The sequence below is a fragment of the Solibacillus silvestris genome (assembly GCF_051967575.1).
Classification (GTDB): Bacteria; Bacillota; Bacilli; order Bacillales_A; family Planococcaceae; genus Solibacillus; species Solibacillus silvestris_B.
The window spans coordinates 1-17791 of record NZ_JBQCJW010000031.1; the positions used below are offsets into that span (position 1 = coordinate 1).

The 17791-nt window shown below is 38.7% G+C and carries 15 protein-coding genes; 4 read left to right on the plus strand and 11 right to left on the minus strand.

Annotated elements, in window-relative coordinates:
* From ACTHOQ_RS15250 to ACTHOQ_RS15260, 3 genes are all read right to left on the minus strand, one after another.
* On the minus strand, positions 1-294 hold a 294-nt coding region (locus ACTHOQ_RS15250; RefSeq protein ID WP_440497006.1), incomplete at its 3' end, for an inositol monophosphatase family protein.
* Between the two features lie 512 nt (positions 295-806).
* A complete protein-coding gene (locus ACTHOQ_RS15255; RefSeq protein ID WP_440497007.1) occupies positions 807-1154 on the minus strand; it encodes a DUF3147 family protein in 348 nt (115 codons plus the stop codon).
* On the minus strand, positions 1151-1558 hold the full coding sequence (locus ACTHOQ_RS15260) for a MarR family winged helix-turn-helix transcriptional regulator (protein ID WP_440497008.1): 408 nt from the start codon (positions 1556-1558) through the stop codon (positions 1151-1153). The genes ACTHOQ_RS15255 and ACTHOQ_RS15260 overlap by 4 nt, the downstream gene beginning before the upstream one ends.
* A 233-nt stretch (positions 1559-1791) precedes the next feature.
* On the opposite strand from ACTHOQ_RS15260, the gene ACTHOQ_RS15265 reads away from it, so the two are divergent.
* Positions 1792-1998: a helix-turn-helix transcriptional regulator gene (locus ACTHOQ_RS15265; protein ID WP_440497009.1), complete on the plus strand. Its 207-nt coding sequence runs from the start codon at positions 1792-1794 to the stop codon at positions 1996-1998.
* On the plus strand, positions 1995-2675 hold the full coding sequence (locus ACTHOQ_RS15270) for a DUF3169 family protein (protein WP_440497010.1): 681 nt from the start codon (positions 1995-1997) through the stop codon (positions 2673-2675). The genes ACTHOQ_RS15265 and ACTHOQ_RS15270 overlap by 4 nt, the downstream gene beginning before the upstream one ends.
* 311 nt (positions 2676-2986) lie before the next feature.
* Here the strand turns inward: ACTHOQ_RS15270 and ACTHOQ_RS15275 are convergent, their stop codons facing one another.
* Entirely contained in the window at positions 2987-3325 is a 339-nt protein-coding gene (locus tag ACTHOQ_RS15275; protein WP_440497011.1) for a hypothetical protein, read from the minus strand.
* Positions 3326-3842: 517 nt separating this feature from the next.
* The gene (locus ACTHOQ_RS15280) at positions 3843-4706 is read right to left on the minus strand and encodes a patatin-like phospholipase family protein (protein ID WP_440497012.1); all 864 of its coding nucleotides are present in this window, start codon (positions 4704-4706) and stop codon (positions 3843-3845) included.
* Positions 4707-4868: 162 nt separating this feature from the next.
* Between ACTHOQ_RS15280 and pepF the strand changes: the two genes are divergently transcribed.
* Positions 4869-6674 (plus strand): oligoendopeptidase F, encoded by a 1806-nt coding sequence (gene pepF, locus ACTHOQ_RS15285; RefSeq protein WP_440497013.1) that lies wholly within the window; start codon positions 4869-4871, stop codon positions 6672-6674.
* 218 nt (positions 6675-6892) lie between these two features.
* On the opposite strand, the gene ACTHOQ_RS15290 is transcribed toward pepF, so the two are convergent.
* Positions 6893-8107 (minus strand): NAD(P)-dependent malic enzyme, encoded by a 1215-nt coding sequence (locus ACTHOQ_RS15290; RefSeq protein ID WP_440497014.1) that lies wholly within the window; start codon positions 8105-8107, stop codon positions 6893-6895.
* A gap of 392 nt (positions 8108-8499) precedes the next feature.
* Between ACTHOQ_RS15290 and ACTHOQ_RS15295 the strand changes: the two genes are divergently transcribed.
* Entirely contained in the window at positions 8500-9318 is an 819-nt protein-coding gene (locus ACTHOQ_RS15295) for a S1C family serine protease (RefSeq protein WP_440497015.1), read from the plus strand.
* A gap of 420 nt (positions 9319-9738) precedes the next feature.
* Here the strand turns inward: ACTHOQ_RS15295 and ACTHOQ_RS15300 are convergent, their stop codons facing one another.
* The 5 genes from ACTHOQ_RS15300 to ACTHOQ_RS15320 form a co-directional block, all read right to left on the minus strand.
* A complete protein-coding gene (locus ACTHOQ_RS15300) occupies positions 9739-10755 on the minus strand; it encodes an inorganic phosphate transporter (protein ID WP_440497016.1) in 1017 nt (338 codons plus the stop codon).
* 17 nt (positions 10756-10772) lie between these two features.
* On the minus strand, positions 10773-11393 hold the full coding sequence (locus ACTHOQ_RS15305) for a DUF47 domain-containing protein (RefSeq protein ID WP_440497017.1): 621 nt from the start codon (positions 11391-11393) through the stop codon (positions 10773-10775).
* Between the two features lie 423 nt (positions 11394-11816).
* Positions 11817-12623: an MBL fold metallo-hydrolase gene (locus ACTHOQ_RS15310; protein WP_440497018.1), complete on the minus strand. Its 807-nt coding sequence runs from the start codon at positions 12621-12623 to the stop codon at positions 11817-11819.
* 352 nt (positions 12624-12975) lie between these two features.
* On the minus strand, positions 12976-13785 hold the full coding sequence (locus tag ACTHOQ_RS15315; protein WP_440497019.1) for a sulfurtransferase: 810 nt from the start codon (positions 13783-13785) through the stop codon (positions 12976-12978).
* Between the two features lie 13 nt (positions 13786-13798).
* Positions 13799-17410 carry a dynamin family protein gene (locus ACTHOQ_RS15320; protein ID WP_440497020.1) on the minus strand — a complete coding sequence of 1204 codons (3612 nt, stop codon included), beginning with the start codon at positions 17408-17410 and terminating at the stop codon, positions 13799-13801.
* Between the last annotated feature and the right edge of the window lie 381 nt (positions 17411-17791).

The following is a 17791-nucleotide window of genomic DNA, read 5'->3' on the forward strand; positions in this document are numbered from 1 at the left end:
GATTTTAATAGAACAGATTTTGATTTTGATAGAAAAGTTAAGTAGCTTGATGCGACAACTATATTGACAAACACCGCCCATTTCTTCACTTTGTATTCTATGGGTAGGAAAGTGTTTATTAATAGCACTCATTATAATTGTCTCAGCCATAATATCTATTTCTGTAACTAAATCCTCATTCATACCTTTATAATCAGTTTCATAAGTTTGACCAAATTTACTTTTTGCTAAGTTCCCTGCTTCAATAACAGCCTGTTTAGCTATAATTGACGCTCTTTTAATTATATTTTCCATTAGAATACCTCCTACCATTTTTTGCGAATTATCGAAATATAATAGGATCTACACTGTATTACTCAAATATAAGTATATAAGACTTCAGATCCAATAAATATTTCTTTCGATATAATTAGCTTAAAATAATAAAATAGGAAGATAAAGTGATTAAATAAATTATTAAATTCACCTTTTATAAGGATTTTAATGAAATAAAAACTAATGCTCTATAAATATTTAAACAAGTATGTATGTTCTAAAACACCAAATGAACAACTAGTTTGAATTTCAGGAATCTTAAAATATCCATACATTATTGTGTATATGTATATGACCTAGTAAAAATTGACCGGTATAACTCAAAATTATCTATAAGCATCAATCATTTGCCTAATGCTCTTATATTCAATAAACATTTGTTCAAACATAGCATCCATTTATATTTTATATTAACAAAACAATTGCTGTCCATGCGGTTAGAACTTCGCAAATATCACATTCGTAATATGTTTATTTTAATAAAGTCTCCATCAAATATTCTTAATAATTTTAATAAGGTAATCTTGAACAACTAAAAAAATGCCCCATCCCCCTATCCCTAAAAGGATTGACCAAAATAAATGCAACGAATTTTTCATTCCTATGTAAACAATGATTAATAAAACGACCGTTGCTGGTAGACCGAGCAAGACCCCCACTATAAATTTATTTAATGTATCCGCTTGTTCTCCCTGTATTGATAACCATAAAATACTAAGCATACTTACTAATGGCAATGCTGCAATGATTCCCCCATATGTCGGAAATTTTCTTGCAAATTCTGTTACGAGTCCGATAATTATTGCCGAAACTAAAATTTTTGCAATTGTATACATCATTGAGCGCGCTCACTCAATAATTTTAGGCTATTGATTAAATCTAATCTTTCTTGATCACTCAGCGATTGCATAATTTTTTCAAGCTTTGATTCATCGAGACTCGTATTTCTTTTGAGAACCACTTCTCCCAATTTTGTAAGTTGAAGAACAACTTTCCGTTCATCTTCCGCACTTCTAGACTTTAAAAGATATTTTCTTTCCACTAATTTTTTTATATGCTCTGAAGCAGTATTATGCGAGATTTTCAAATAATCTGCAATATTTCCTACACTACTTGAATTCGTTTTATCAATCCATTGCAAAATTCTCACCGCCTGATGTGAAATTTGTTCTTCATGTACATAGTGAAGGGCAAAATAAATATCAGTCCAGTACTGATTTAATAATTTTATCTCTTTATCCATTAAACCACCCTTTTATTATCGATAATACCGATTATATCGTATAACACGATATATATCCATTGCCATTTCCTTGAAAACCTTATACTTATAAAGGCTATATACTACATTTTTTTCAATCTTACTAAACCTCAATTTAAAATACTTCAAATTCAATTGACATTGATAACGTCTTTTTTGACTATTATCATTGTCAATTTGACATCCATCATTTACAATTACTATGAGGTGATTAGATGAAAAACAGATTAAAGGAGCTGCGTGCAAGGGAAGGCATGAACCAAACCGATTTGGCTAAAAAAGCAAAAATCTCTCGCCAAACAATTAGTCTGATTGAGAGAAATGAATATATGCCATCTTTATTAATCGCCACGAAAATCGCGTATGTTTTTAATGAACCGATTGAAAAAGTTTTTATGTTTGAAAAGGAGGAACTTGAATGATTTTGTTAACAACTGCTTTAATTATTACTTTTTACAGCCTACAACAATTATGGGTATCCTATTCCGTTATTTCTACAACCGAACTGCTTTTATTTCTTTGCAATATTAGTAGCGGTCTTTTATTAGCTTTCGCCGCTTCCTACAATTTAAAAGTATCACGCGCATTGAGCTATCCATCTACTGACGATGAAGATATTTTTTTTCACTCGCTTGAACGAAAGTATTATCGGATCCCGAATGCAATCATAACATCATTGGTCATTGCTTTTATCGCAACTGTTATAGGCTTTATTTTTTTACGAGAAGAACATCCGCAAATTGTATTAGCATCTTTTATTCTTGGTGTCATTTCAGTATTATTTTCCATGTCAGATTCAAAAATGGCATCTATTATTTTTTCGAATTATTCCCCGCCTACACCAAATAAAAAGGAGCCTGTTTTAGATTCATTAAACATGTATGATGATGGACAAAAATATGTATTATTAAAATCGTTATATAAATTATATTTTCTCATCATATTTCTGCTCGTCTTACTTATTTTCGGACTCATGTATTACTCTGTATTCTCTGGTAATAACCAAACTGTAAGTATTATTGGCATCGGCTTGATTTTATTACTCAGCTTAAATATCTTTACAAGCAGTTTAAAACCCCGGAAATTGCATAAAAGTTAGTAAAGATCATTTATTTATCCCCTTAAAAAAATCTGAAAGCAATTGCACCTTGGCATAATTGCTTTCAGATTTTTTGATATGGACTATAATGGGTATAGTTAAGCCGATGTTACAAACCGCGAAGCTCAAGCTAAGTTCCGGAACTCAGCGGGCATTCAGATATCCGCTGATTATCATAAAACAGACATTCATCGTTCAATTTAAAATAGTGATTATTTTTGGATTTTGCCGTTTCGCACATTGGATGAAATACAATTGCTGAATTAACGTAAAACCAATCCAACATTGAATGCCTGTTAGCCAGAACATTGCTATTGAGAGGAAGTTCCCTCTTTTTTGCTATAAATTTCATAGGCAAAATACCCTGCCAGCAAACCTGTTGCAGCGCCTAAATTTACTGTAGATAATAGCGGCATTGAGGTAAATATACTTAAAACAATCCCGACAAGACTGCCAAATAGTAATCCTAGCGGTATTAGACTATCCAATAAAGTTTGAGCGCTTTTTGACTGTTTCTTCCCTAGACTATTTTTACTATGTTTATTTTTAAGCCGTAATATAACAAATAATCCAATCGCGCCTGCCAGTGCAACAGGATATATAATACGTATGATTTCTGTTGCTTCTCCAATAACTAAAACCCCCTTCAATTTCAATTTGATTCAATATTAGCATAATTCAATCACTATATCTGTTCGAGTAATGTTGCTTGAATTAAGTCATAGACCACTTTTTATACATATGATGTCTAGACAGCGAATACCCCAATGACTTGTACTTATTTTAACAAAAAAAGTAATCTGCTTAGCTTATTCAGCATTACATTTTACGGCAAAAGATGAGCGGGCGAAGAACTTCAAGAAACAAGCATTATGTTAGCGATTTTAGAAGTATTGTTTATTTCAATCTTTCTGGACATGGTTTATAAAAAAGAATATTAACCATTTGTTAACTTGTTGCTATACATGGGTTCGGAATTTCCGATTAATGGCTACCCATAAAATTGGGCATTAGTGCAACTTCCCCTATTAGTTCTGATGGCTTGATAAGGAAAAAATATAGCATTTGAAAAACAGAGCAGCATGACCAATAAATTAGCCATGCTGCTCCTATTCGCGAAATAATTGAAATACCCTATTCTTTATTTACAAGTCTTTTACAATTCCCCTAACCTTGCGAAATTCCCAAAAACTGTTTCAACTCAGGCATTTGTTTGATCGCATGTTCATAGCCGATTGCATAGTTTGCTTTCATTTGGTCGACCTTGCTTTCGAAACTTTTTATCGCACGGTCCGGTTTGAAAATGAAAGCTTCCTGGCTTTTTTCCAATTCCGCGATATAGTGCATTGTTTCGTTATACATATTCGCACGCTGTTTCATCGCTGCTGCGAGTCTTGGATAGCGTTTTTGGAAAAGCTTTGTCGCCCATTGATTTGACTTCGAGGACCCTTTTACATAGCCAGGCTCTCTTGTCAGTATAAGTAAATGTTTGTTGAATCCTTTTTCGACCGCCCGTTTTACAGGAATCGAATCGGCTAATCCCCCGTCATAATATGGTACATTATCAATTTTAATTTCCGGAAATATTACGGGAATGGCACAAGTAGCCTGCAAAATATCACAGGTTTTCGTCATACTGTGGGCGCTTTTATATTCCACCTTGCCTGTAAAAGCATTCGTTAATCCAAATTCCACTTCGCCGGGATAGTTGTAATACGTTTCCCAATCAAATAAATCGAGCTCATTTGGCACAATGTTATAGGCAAAATCCAATCCAAAAAGACTTTTTTCCTTTATAAAATTGCGTACGCCCATATATCGCGGGTCATTGCGGTATGTTGTCAGCACACGCATCGTACGCTCGGGCTGATTCGACATATACGACACTGCATTAATCGCCCCTGCAGAAATGGCCGCAATATACGGCATCTTGATTTTCTCTTCCATTAAGGCATCCAGCACCCCTGCCGTAAAAACCGTACGGAATGTCCCGCCTTCCAGTATTAAACTGCAATCTTTCACTTCATGCATTGTCATCACTCTCTTTTCTTGTTTCCATGCCTCTCTATTTTAGTATACATTTAATTTTTTAGGTGACAAAAAGTTTGCTATGTTTCTCATTCTCCTTACTTCCTAAATTTTCAGAAATATGTTATTATTTATTTCGAATATCGTAATATTAGGAGGCAACTTATGTCAATGTTGAAACGCAGTGAAGTACCCATTCAAGAAACTTGGAATTTAAATGATTTATTCTCTTCAGAAGAAGCTTATTCGGCAGCAATCGAAGAAATGAAGCTGCTTGTCGATAAGAGTGCCGAACAGCTGGCGGGCACAATTACAGATGCAAAAGGCGTTATCGCGGCAATAGAAGCAACTAAAAACATTCAGGAAAAAATGGTGAAAATCGGCACATATGCAAGTCTTTCGCATAGTGTTGACCAAACGAGCACGGAAAACCAAATGCGCGCAGCAAGCTATGGTTCATTAGCTGCAAGCATAGCGACAAAGCTATCATTTGTGACAAGTGATTTATTGGCTTTAGATGGGAGCGTATTAAAAGAAGCACAAAATTTGAAACCGGAATACGAGAACTTTATCGATAAATTATTAGTTCAAAAACCGCACCAGCTGCACCCGGAAGCGGAAAAAGCTTTAGCAGCATTCGGCGCAACGTTTAACGCACCATACGAGCTTTACAACACGACAAAATTGGTCGATATGCAATTCCCGAACTTTGAAGTGGATGGCGAATCGTTTCCATTAAGCTACAACTTATTCGAAGGCGATTGGGAGCTCGAAACTGACACGAAAAAACGCCGTGCTGCATTTGATGCGTTTTCAAAAAAATTGCGCGACTATCAGCATACGACTGCCAAAACTTATAACTCGCATTTGACGATTGAAAAAACAGAAGCGGATCTGCGCGGCTATGACAATATTTTCGATTCATTATTGCAATCACAGCGTGTGGACCGCTCGATGTATGACCGTCAAATTGATTTGATCATGAATGAGCTTGCACCACATATGCGCCGCTATGCAGAGCTGCTGAAAAAAACACATCAATTGGACAAAATGACGTTTGCGGATCTTAAAATCTCATTGGACCCATCGTATGAGCCAACAATTACTGTTGAAGAGTCTCGCCAGTATATGAAGGACGGGTTAGCCATTATGGGCGAGCATTATACAAACATGGTCGATCGTTCTTTCGATGAGCGATGGATTGACTTCGCGCAAAATGCCGGAAAATCAACAGGCGCATTTTGTTCCAGCCCTTATGGTGTGCATCCATATGTATTGATTTCCTGGACTAGCCGCATGAATGAAGTGTTCGTTCTTGCACACGAATTAGGCCATGCGGGTCACTTCTATTTGGCAAACGATGCGCAAAACATCTTCAATGCGCGTCCTTCACTTTATTTCATTGAAGCACCATCAACAATGAACGAAATGCTTATGGCGAATCATCTATTAAAAAATTCTACGGATGCTCGCTTTAAACGCTGGGTTATTTCAACGATTATTAGCCGTACGTACTACCATAACTTTGTGACGCACTTACTTGAAGCTGCATACCAACGCAAAGTATACGAAATTATTGATGCAGGGGGCAGTGTCAATGCTCCTAAGCTAAATGAATTAAAACGCGAAGTATTGGAGCAATTCTGGGGCGACACGGTGGAAATCAATGAAGGTGCTGAACTGACTTGGATGCGCCAGCCGCACTATTACATGGGCTTATACCCATACACTTACTCAGCAGGCCTGACAATCTCCACACAAGTATATGAACGTATTGCAAACGGTGATGAGTCAGCTGTTGCGGACTGGATCGAAGTATTGAAAGCAGGCGGCACGAAAACACCTGTTGAGCTAGCGAAAATGGCGGGCGTTGATATTACAACCGAAAAGCCGTTGCGTAACACAATCGCCTTCATCGGTGAGTTAATCACACAACTTGAGCAATTAACAGAAGAATTGCAGGCAGTTTAATATAGAAGCAGCCTTGCAAAACGCTAAAGCGGCCATGCAGCCCCGAAAATTTCGACAAACCATACAAGAAAGCAGGTACTCCATCACTTTCACAGGAAGAATCGAAAAAAGCTCGGGGCCGGCGACTTTAGACTAAAAAATTGTTGCTATGCACAGTATGAAGAATATTATATTCCTTCACAGCGATGAAAATCTTTATGCCGGTCTTCATCGCTTTTTTACATTGCAATCGATTGCTTCAGAACAGCTTCTTGCTGGAATAGTACTGATACCCCGGTTTCAATTGCAGCTGAACCGACCGCTTTAGCGACAACCCCTGCGACCCGTTCATCCATCGAGCTTGGCACAATAAAATCTTCGCGCAGTTCTTCATCCGTTACAAGGGACGCAATGGCTTCGACTGCCGCAAGTTTCATTGCCTCGTTAATATCCGTTGCACGCACATCTAGCGCCCCACGGAAAATGCCCGGAAATGCAAGCATATTGTTAATTTGATTTGCATAGTCCGAGCGTCCGGTACCGATGATACGTACACCCCATTTCTTTGCATTGTCTGGTGTTATTTCCGGATTCGGGTTTGCCAATGCAAAAATAATCGGGTCTTTCGCCATTGACTGGATATGCTGCTCCTTTAAAATATCCGCTGCCGATACACCAATAAAGACATCTGCATCCACCAGCGCCTCATCCAAAGTGCCGCGCAATTGATACGGATTCGTTAAATTGGCCACTTGCTCCTTAATCGGATTCATGCCTTCAGGGCGACCTTCATATATAATGCCTTTCGTATCACACATCACGACATTGACATAACCCATTTGAATTAAAATACGCAAAATCGCAATTCCGGCTGCCCCTGCCCCATTAATGACAACTTTCATATTTTTCGGCTCTTTTTTAACAATTTTCAATGCATTGATTAATGCCGCACCAACAACAATTGCCGTACCATGCTGATCGTCATGGAATACGGGAATATTGCACTCTGCACGCAGACGGTCTTCAATTTCAAAGCAGCGAGGAGCTGAAATATCTTCCAAATTGATGCCTCCATATGTAGGAGAGATCGCTTTTACGACTTGGACAATTTCATCGACATCCTTCGTGTTTAAGCAAACCGGCACTGCATCCACATTTGCAAAGCGCTTTAACAACAATGCTTTCCCTTCCATCACTGGCAAGGCAGCTTCAGGGCCAATATCCCCCAGCCCTAATACAGCCGTCCCATCTGTAATGACCGCCACTAAATTGCCTTTCATCGTATAGTCGTACACTGTTGAAGGATTTTGTTCAATTGCCAAGCAAGGCGCGGCTACTCCTGGAGAATAGGCTAAGCTTAGATCATATTTATCCTGCACTGGTACTTTTGCGCGTATTTCCATCTTCCCTCCAAAGTGTTCATGCATTTCCAGCGATTTTTTCATTAAATCCATTTTAACCAGCCCTTTCTAATTTTTAGAATTTTCTTTATATTTACGTATGTTAGCCCTTTAAAATTCCATTGTCAACAATAATTTTTATTTTTTCTCCTATTTAGATGAAACATCCAAAAACGCTGTTATATCAGTAGCTCAAGTTATTTTATCCATCTATTATAGTTTGTGATTTCATACACAATAAATTATATTAAAATATAAAATGTAAGGGCTGTCATTTTTAAAAGTGTGCTTTATCAGGGTAAAGTATGTGATGAAATGCACGAAATATTTTTCCTATCGTAATATGAAAATATTCACAAAGTTTATTTTACAGTAAGTTGTCACAAAGCTTTCCATCACAAACTTCTCATATTTTTGATAAACTTATACATAGTGGAGGGGTAAAAATGACAGATAAAACAAATACCGAGCAATTGACAGAAGAGGAATTTTTGGAGCTTGTTTTAGAAGAACAAGAGAAGGCCCTTGCAAAAGATCGTGAAAATCGTCTAAACGAAAAATCAAAAAAGCCGAAAAAGCAAAAACCGGGCATACGTATTGTCGTTTGGCTAATGGCATTGACATTGACCTTCAATACATTCGCCGTCATTTTCAATATATATTCCATCCCAGCAATTGAATTTTTAAAAGCGTCGGCAAAGCTCTCGAGTCAGGAAAATATTCAAACGTACAAGCAATCAGTCGTGACGATTAATACCGATTCAGGAAAAGGAACCGGATTTGCTGTATCGGAAAACGGCTACATTTTAACGAATGACCATGTGATTGACGATGCTTTAACGATTACTGTCATATTCCCTGATGATTCACTTTACAAGGCCCAAGTTATAGAGGCATATGAAGAGTATGATCTAGCGTTATTGAAAATCGATGCGCTAAATTTGCCGTACTTATCACTCGCAAAAACTAGTGAATTCCGTAAAAACGAGCATGTTTATTTCATCGGTAATCCGCTAGCATTCAGCGGAGTTGCAAATGAAGGGAAAATATTGGATTATACAAACGCAAATGGCATTCAAACCGACATCATTATGATGAATGCACCTGTTTATCGCGGCAATAGCGGAAGCCCTGTCATTAATGAAGCCGGGCAAGTGATTGGCATCGTCTTTGCTACAGGTACTCGCGAAGGGCATGGGAAAGTTGGTTTATTCATCCCTATCGAAAATGTCCATGCACAATTCCAGGATTATTTAAAACATTGAAGTAGCGCTAATTACATGAGGTAGAGGGATCGCTCCCGTTCTTATGAGCCGGGGGGGAGCGGGTTAAAGGTTTTATTCGCTGTATAGACGGAGAAATTCCGCCTATTTGGAAAAATAATTAAAAAACTGCCTAAATAGAGGGAAAAATTCCGCTTATCGTTTCTAAATACAAGAAAATGGCGGGTTTTGCTTTGGATAACCGGAAAATCTCCCTTTATCTAGCCCGAAACGAGTCCGACTGCGCAAATAACCGGAATATTTCCGCTTACTTTCCTTAATGAGCAGAATTCTTCCCAAAAAATAAGGCACTTTCTATTCAAATCGAATAAAAAGCGCCTTATCTAAATATGAAAAACAATTTGATTTTAAAAGTCCATCGTTTTTGCGGGAGCGCCAAAATAATAGACGCTGTATTTGCTGTTAGAAAATAACACTGAATAATAAGTAGAATAAGCCAGCCATGACCGCTGAGATTGGCAATGTAATGAACCATGTAATGACGATTTTGCGCGCCATGCCCCACTTTACGCCTTTAACACGCTGTGCAGCACCAACACCCATAATCGCTGATGAAATAACATGTGTCGTCGAAACTGGCAACGCAATCACTGTCGCGCCGAAAATGATTGATGCAGACGTCAAGTCAGCCGCTACTCCATTCACAGGGCGGATTTTCATGATTTTGCCGCCTACTGTTTTGATGATTTTATAACCGCCTACTGATGTACCAAGGCCCATCGCTAATGCACAGGCAAGGCGAACCCAGTCTTGTACTTCATCTGTAGATTGCCAGTTTGCCGCGATTAATGCCATCGTAATAATACCCATTGCTTTTTGCGCATCGTTTGTACCATGTGTAAACGATTGTAAGGCAGCAGTCCCAATCTGCGTCAATCGGAATGCTTTTGTCGTTCCATATAATGGCGAGCGATGGAATATAAATTTGAAGAGCTTCATTACAATAAAGCCAAGTGATAATGCTAAAATAGGCGAAATAATCAGCGCTTGTAAAATTTTCGCGAAACCTTCGTAATTTAAAATGCTGAAACCTGCCGATGCAACCGCCGCACCTGCAATTGAACCGATTAACGTATGTGATGAACTTGAAGGAATTCCGAAATACCACGTTAATAAGTTCCATGTTATCGCTGAGCTTAATGCCGCTAAAATAACAACAGAGCCTGTAACGTCCCCTTCAAATGCGTTTAAGGAGAATGGGTCAACAATTCCGGATGCCACCGCTTTCGCTACTCCTACAAAAGTTATTGCACCAACGAAATTCATCACTGCCGCTAAAATTACTGCTACACGGGGCTTTAGCGCACGCGTCGATACAGACGTTGCAATGGCGTTCGCTGTATCATGGAAACCATTAATAAAATCGAATGCCAATGCAAAGATGACAACGAGTACGGTAATGATTAATAACGTATTCATAGTTTACTCCTTTTTAATTATGCATTGCGCATAATAATTGATTCGATTGTATTCGCAACATTTTGGCAGTAATCGGCAATTTCTTCTAATTGCTCATATAAATCTTTAAAAATGATTAAGCGAATCGGATCTTTTTCAACTTGGAATAATTCAGTAATGGACTTGCGGAAAAGCTCATCACATTCGCGCTCGTAATCTTTAATTAAAATGGCATGTTGGCGCATACCGATTAAATCTTTTTTATTTAATAAATGCATTGCTTTTACTGCTTCATCGGAAGATTTGGCGATATAGTCCACAAAATCGCGCATATATTGATTCACTTCTGTAAACGAGTACATTTCAAAATGCGCAATCGTATTTTCGATGCCGTCTAAAATATCGTCTAATTTAATAGCCAATGCTAAAATATCTTCACGCTCGATTGGCGTCATAAAGGAGTCATTCAATTTCACGATCAATTCATGAATTAATTTATCGCCGGCTGTTTCATAGGATTTCATTTTAATTTGAATTTGTTTTAAGTCAGATACAGTCGTAATTGTCGATTCTTTTGCATAGTTCGCACCTTGTTGTACATTTTTTGCGATATTTAATAATCCTTCAAAAAATGGATCTGGTTTTTTCGAGTTGAACATGGAATAAAATCCCCCTAAAATGAAGTTTGTAAATCAAAACCTAGGTAATCATAACACCGATTTTTCAATATCTTCAACATTAATTTATGTTCTTTACAAAACCTTTACAATTAAAAAACATAGATTCTCCATAATCTTGTTTTCATTTTATCTATTCTAAAATGAAATATTCAGAATGCATTAAAATATTATTGATAATATGCCTTTTTTCGACATTTCCGATAAATTTCACACATGAAAAATTTGTTCATCGTTTTATACCCGTTTCTATGCAATGTTAATTGTTAAGGAATTGTAAACATAATATTACGATATATATGGATATTTTCAGGCAAGATTTCCAATAGCCGATTGTTTGAATATTATCACCCAAAAAAGCTGCCTAGCAGAATTCCCCCTGCTAGACAGCTATGACTCTCCGTTTTATTTGTTTAAAACGGATGATACAATATGCGCTGAATCCCATTCTCCCAACGACAATTTTGTAATGGGATATTTTTTCTCAAAAAGCATCTTTTTAATTTCCGTGGCAGTCATGCCTTCTTCGTTCATCAATTCTATTTTTCCGCTCAGCTCTTTCAAATATTCCAGTTTCTTTCTCAGCGCTGGCTTTCCTTGCTCGATATGGCCTGCATGATTACAAAATACTTCCTGAAAGTCAAGGGAAAGTACCCGCTCTAAAGAATTAATAATTTGCGGGATGCTTTCTTCGCGTAGCACGACCTTTGTTTTAGGCGAGACGTATAAATCCCCTGTAAATAACTGACCTGTCGACTCATTCAAAAATGATAAATGATCGTTTGTATGTCCTGGTGTTTCGATAACAAGCCAATTTGCTGAACGTGATACGAAACGCTCGCCAATCGCTTCGGCCTCAAACGGTGCGCGACTCCCCCAGAAAAGCTTACGGTACATCGGATATGCCGCTTTTTTTGTGCATTCTTCCCTCCGCAAATCACTCATGTTTATCGGGACACCATATTTTGTTTGTAAATAATGCGCACCGCCTGAATGATCTTCATGGTAATGTGTCAGCATAACTTGATCGATGTCGGCTTGTTCGAAAAATGGTTTAAACTGTTCAAGGAGTGAAGCAGAGCCTGTATCAATTAAAACACCGTCCACTTCAAAGCAGTGAACATTCAATTTCACTGACTGAAATGCTACAAAGCCATTTATCATATTCACCCCAGATTGCGATTGCCGTTCGGTTTTTTTCTTGAAAAACATGATTTTTCACTCCTTTATCCCCTTTTTCTATACAAATATACTATAACACAATTAATGAATGGCGGCTCATTAATTGTTTGAATTTTACAAATCCAAAAGTAATTTGCAAAAGTAAAGATATCCTCTACCTCAAATAATAAAATCCATAAAAACGAAAAATAAAATTCCTTGCAAGAACAAAAATATTAGATTGTCCGTCCAATTCTTAAAAGGCCAAGATGTTGGAGCGTTTTGCCTGGACTGGGACAACACCTTCCTGCAAAGTTAGCCTGAACGCCAAAGCCTATAATTTCCTTCAAACAAAAAACTATAAGAAAAGCGATTAAACTTTTCTTATAGCTTATTTTATTAGTTATTGGTTTTCTCCTGTTGCAATTGGATGGTGATTTACCCAATCACTGTAACCGGCCATATAAATTTTCAGGTTGTCATAGCCTGCTTCTTTTAAAATCGCATAAACCGGGGTTGCAGTTACACCTGAGCCGCAATATACGACAACTTCCTCGTCTTTCGGCACTTTTTGCAGAATCGACGATGTAATAACTAATTTTGTGCCATCCCGCAATTGTTCCCAATCATAGTTTTTGGCCGTCGGGATATGCCCAGCCACTTTATCGAATGGTTCAAATTCGCCGCTGTAACGATCGGCTGCACGGGCATCTATTAAAGTCGCCTTTCTCTTACCTTCAATAATATGCAAAATATCCTGCCGCTTAACTAAAATGTCATCATTCCACTGCAAATCTAAAGTGCTTTTTTGAAATACCGGCACTTCTGTCGTAACAGAAAAGCCCACATCCTTCATTGCTTCAAAGCCGCCATTGACAACATATGCGTGTTTAAATCCAGCATAATTCAAAATCCACCAGGCACGTGTCGCAAATGCTGCTGCACCTTGGTCATAAATATAGATTGCATCATCATATTGCAGCCCGCTTTTTTCAAATAAAGACTGGAGCTGTTTTTTGTCCGGAAGCGGATGACGCCCTTCATCTTTTGTCAAATCTGATAAATCTTCATTCAAATCCCAAAATACTGCGCCTTCGATATGGCCTTCATCATATAAAGTTCTGCCTAAATCCGTATTTTTTAAATCAAATCTTGTGTCGATAAAGCGGCCTGTCCGCTCCATTTTATCGGCTGTCACAAAAATATTCGGCATAAAAAGATCCCCCTTACGCTTTTAATTGTACGTAAATATCTTTCCAAACGGCTAAACGGCTTTCTTCCTGCAGCAATAAGCGCTCTGTTTCGATTTGCTCCACTGCCTGTTCAAGTATATGCTGACGCAGCCCTTCCGCCTCAATCGCGATAAAGCTTGCTGCCCAATTCGTTATTTTAGCTTTTTCAACATCCAAGTAGCTTTGCGCATTGGGTTTTGTCAATTGCTCGAGCGCATCACGCAATTGCTCTTTTTCATTTTTCTCAAAGAAGGCTTTCACATTTTTAAAATGCGTTTTTACTCCCTCGTACGGAGTCGGCTCTTTGAAAGGTCCAGTAAATTCCAGCAGCTGTGGCTCTTTTGATTCATAGCTTAAAAACGCAAAACTTGGATTCAGCTCTTTTAAATCACGTGCTTCATCTTTAAATCGCTCTTTCATCTTTTTCTCGATAAATTGTGCCAAACGGAAGTTCGTTACGCGCAGTTCTTGAGCAAAATCGAAGCTTAACGCTTGAAGCACTTCTTTCAATGCCGTCTGTAATGCCTGCTGTGCCGGCATTTGCGCAAAGGTTGACGGATTATAGCTTTCACGGAAAAAGTCAGGATAACGATAGTATACACGTTGCAATACATAGTACAATAGCTCATCCAGTTCCTGCTTTGTTTCACTTTCCAGCATTGAAGTCTGTGTTGTTTGGTACTTAGAACGCACAAGCCTTTCCAAATGTGCCAATTCCTCTAGTCGCTCGTCTTTACGTTTCAGATTTTCTTCCGTTTGCGTAATCAAATCATGCAGTCGAGCCTCTGTTTTTTCTACTTCCTCTTGTAGTGCTTGAACGGCAATTCCCATTAATTCATCGTTCAAGAAATGATGGAAAGCATCTTCGAATGGCGGCATCCCTGATCCGTGATTTTGCCGCTCCTGCTTTTCCTTTAATGCGAGCAAGCTCGACACTCCGTATAATCGCGGGAAGCGGATGCCGAAGCGCTGCAGCTCTGAACGGACATAGCCCTTTACTTCTTCCTCTTCTTCCGCTGTTGAAGCGAGATCAATCGCATTGACAACAAAGAACATTTTATCCAATTCAAACGCATCTTTCACCCGTCCTAATTGAATTAAAAATTCTCGGTCCGCTTTTGCGAACGCATGGTTGAAATACGTAATAAAAAGGATCGCATCCGCGTTTCGGATATAGTCAAACGCCACACCTGTATGACGCGCATTGATTGAGTCCGCACCTGGTGTATCGACTAGTGTTACACCCATGCGAGTGAGTGGCGAATCAAAGTAAAAATCGATATTATCTACAAAGCACGACCGATTTTCCTGTGCCACATACAATTCAAAGTCTTCCCGGTTGACACGCAATGTTGTACCGAGCTTCGGCATAAATGTTTCATATCCTTCTGAATACGCGCGAATGAATGATTTATGTACATTTAAACGCTCGTCCGATAATTTGACGGCCAAACCTTCTTCAGCACGGTCATACGCTTCTTCCAGCGATTTCACATTTAAGCCGATTGCTTTAAAGGAGCCTTGAATATCTTCGAGTAATTGTGCTTCATTTTTTAAATGCACATCTGCTGTCTCGTGCGGGTGATCCGGTGAGACAGGACGGATTTTGTTAATCGCTGCTGTCGTTGGATTTGGTGATACTGGCAGTACGCGCTCGCCCATCAAAGCATTCGAAAAGCTTGATTTCCCCGCACTGAATGCCCCGAATAATGCAATTGTAAAGTCGCGTTTTTGAAGACGCTCAACCTTTTTCGTCAAGAAATTCGACACTTCTTTAAAGCCTTGGACATCGTTAATAATATGCGCAGTTTTTAATGCTTTCCCGATAACCGCATCAACATTCAGCCCTGTTCCTGCTTTTTCCTGCTCTTGCTGTTCATCGATTTCGGCTTCATGTTGTTGCAGTTGCAGCATTGATTCATCAAATGGCCTGATATCCTTTAATGCTTGCTCATGTGCATGTATCCAATTTTCCAAATGAATCTTAGACTCCGCGCGAATTTCATTTGATACTTGCTTCATTAATGTATTGCTGAACGCTTGGAACTTCTCGATTTGCAAAATATGCTCCAGCGCATGAACTTTTTCCGACATCGCATTGATTTTCAGCTTCACTGGTGCAGCTGTTTCAGCAGCTACTTGCTCCAACATTTGCTTTTGTCCGATTTTCCAAGCATCTGTCTCTTGGATAAAATAGCGCTTCGTCGCCTCTGCAACACGGTTTGCAAAATTCAATACCGCATCCCCTGTAATGACGGCATTTTTTTGTACTTGATTTTCAATGATTGAAAATGGGAAATTGAATTCTTTCGCATCGATACTTGCCGCGCGTTCATCATTCAATGCCCCGACATCTTTTAGTGCCTGTTTCATCAGAGCTTTCATATGTCCCGTGATTTGAGATTGCACGACATGGTTAAAGCCTGCATATGCCTCTTCTTGACGACGTACCTTCTCTTCCGCTGTTTTCTTTTTCGCCGTGAAAAGACCGCCTACTTTAAAATCTTCCTGTTGGGATTCTAAATAGCTGCGCAGTTTTTCACGCACTTCCGCTGGCATAATCGCCGCGTTTGAAAGCAATTCTTTGCGTTTTTCATCGAACTGCTTGTCAAAGACATCAAACGAGAACAACTCTGTTTGTCGCGTCAGTTTTTCATATTGCTCCAAAATATCGTCACGGTGCTGCCAATCATCTTCTGATACGACCTCCGCGTATGTCGTGAAGCGATCTTGCTTTTCTTCCATCAAATAACTATCATGTTCGTGCTGTAATTTTGTCAGCGTATTTTCCGCCGTTGAAATTAATTGCTCCTGCCAATCGTTCATTGAATCCATAACGATTTTCTTCACTTTGTCAAAATCATTGTTCGGCAATTGTTTTTCGCGCAATGATGTGAAGAAAATATCTTTCGGATAAACGCCCCATGCCGCGAATGAATGATGAACCGATTGCTTGAAGTCTTCAAATGATAGTTCCGCTTCACGGTGTTTATCAATCTGATTGACGATTAAATAAACATTCGGATTGTATTTCATTAATTGCTTCGTAAACTGGAAATTGAGCTCCGATTGCACATGGTTGTAGTCCATTGTATAAAACACCATATCCGCAATGTGAAGAGCCGATTCCGTGCTCATTGCGTGCGCATCATCCGTCGAGTCGACACCCGGCGTATCCATGACGGTAACTCCCGCAGGCAAGCTTGATGCACTATGCCCAATCTCAATTTGCGACACTAATTCACCGTTTTTGCTCAATTCCTTTACTTGCTTAATATCGTAGCCCGCTTCAAACTTCACCGGCTTTTCATTGTGTAAATACAAAATCGCATAATCTTCATCGGACTTATGTACTTTTACAATATTGGCACTTGTCGGAATTGGGCTTGTCGCTAAAATATTCTCACCTGAAAGCGCGTTGATCATACTCGATTTACCAGCGGAAAAGTGACCCGCAAAACCGATGACGAACTCTTTCTGCAGAAGCTTGCGCGCAAACAGATTAAGCTTTTCGATTCTTTCTGTATCCTCATTCTCTTTATAAATTATGTATTGTAATGCAGATTGCTGCAACAATCCCTGTATTTTTTCGTCAAACAAAGTCATGTTTCTTTCCCCTTTATTTTAATTCCGCAGAGAACACTCACCTCTATATAAGCGGGTGTTAAATGCTTGGTTTGTAATATTCGGCAGGCGTCTAAGCTCCTGCTGATTGAGAGAAGCCTCTGCCATATGCCCCAGATTTTTAAAGGATTGGCTATGGGTGGTCAGCCTAAAACCATCTTGTCCTGCGACAACAGCTGATCGACCAGCGTCACATAAGCCCAAAATCAAAATCTGTACACAATTGCTTCGAGGCATAATTGATATATGATTGTCTCAAATTCGTCACAATTCTATAGTATCATGATTAGTTAAGAAAATCGGCTAGTATTTCTTAAAAATTATTGTTTTTATTGTTTTTCTTAAGCATTTTAACGGTTTTTA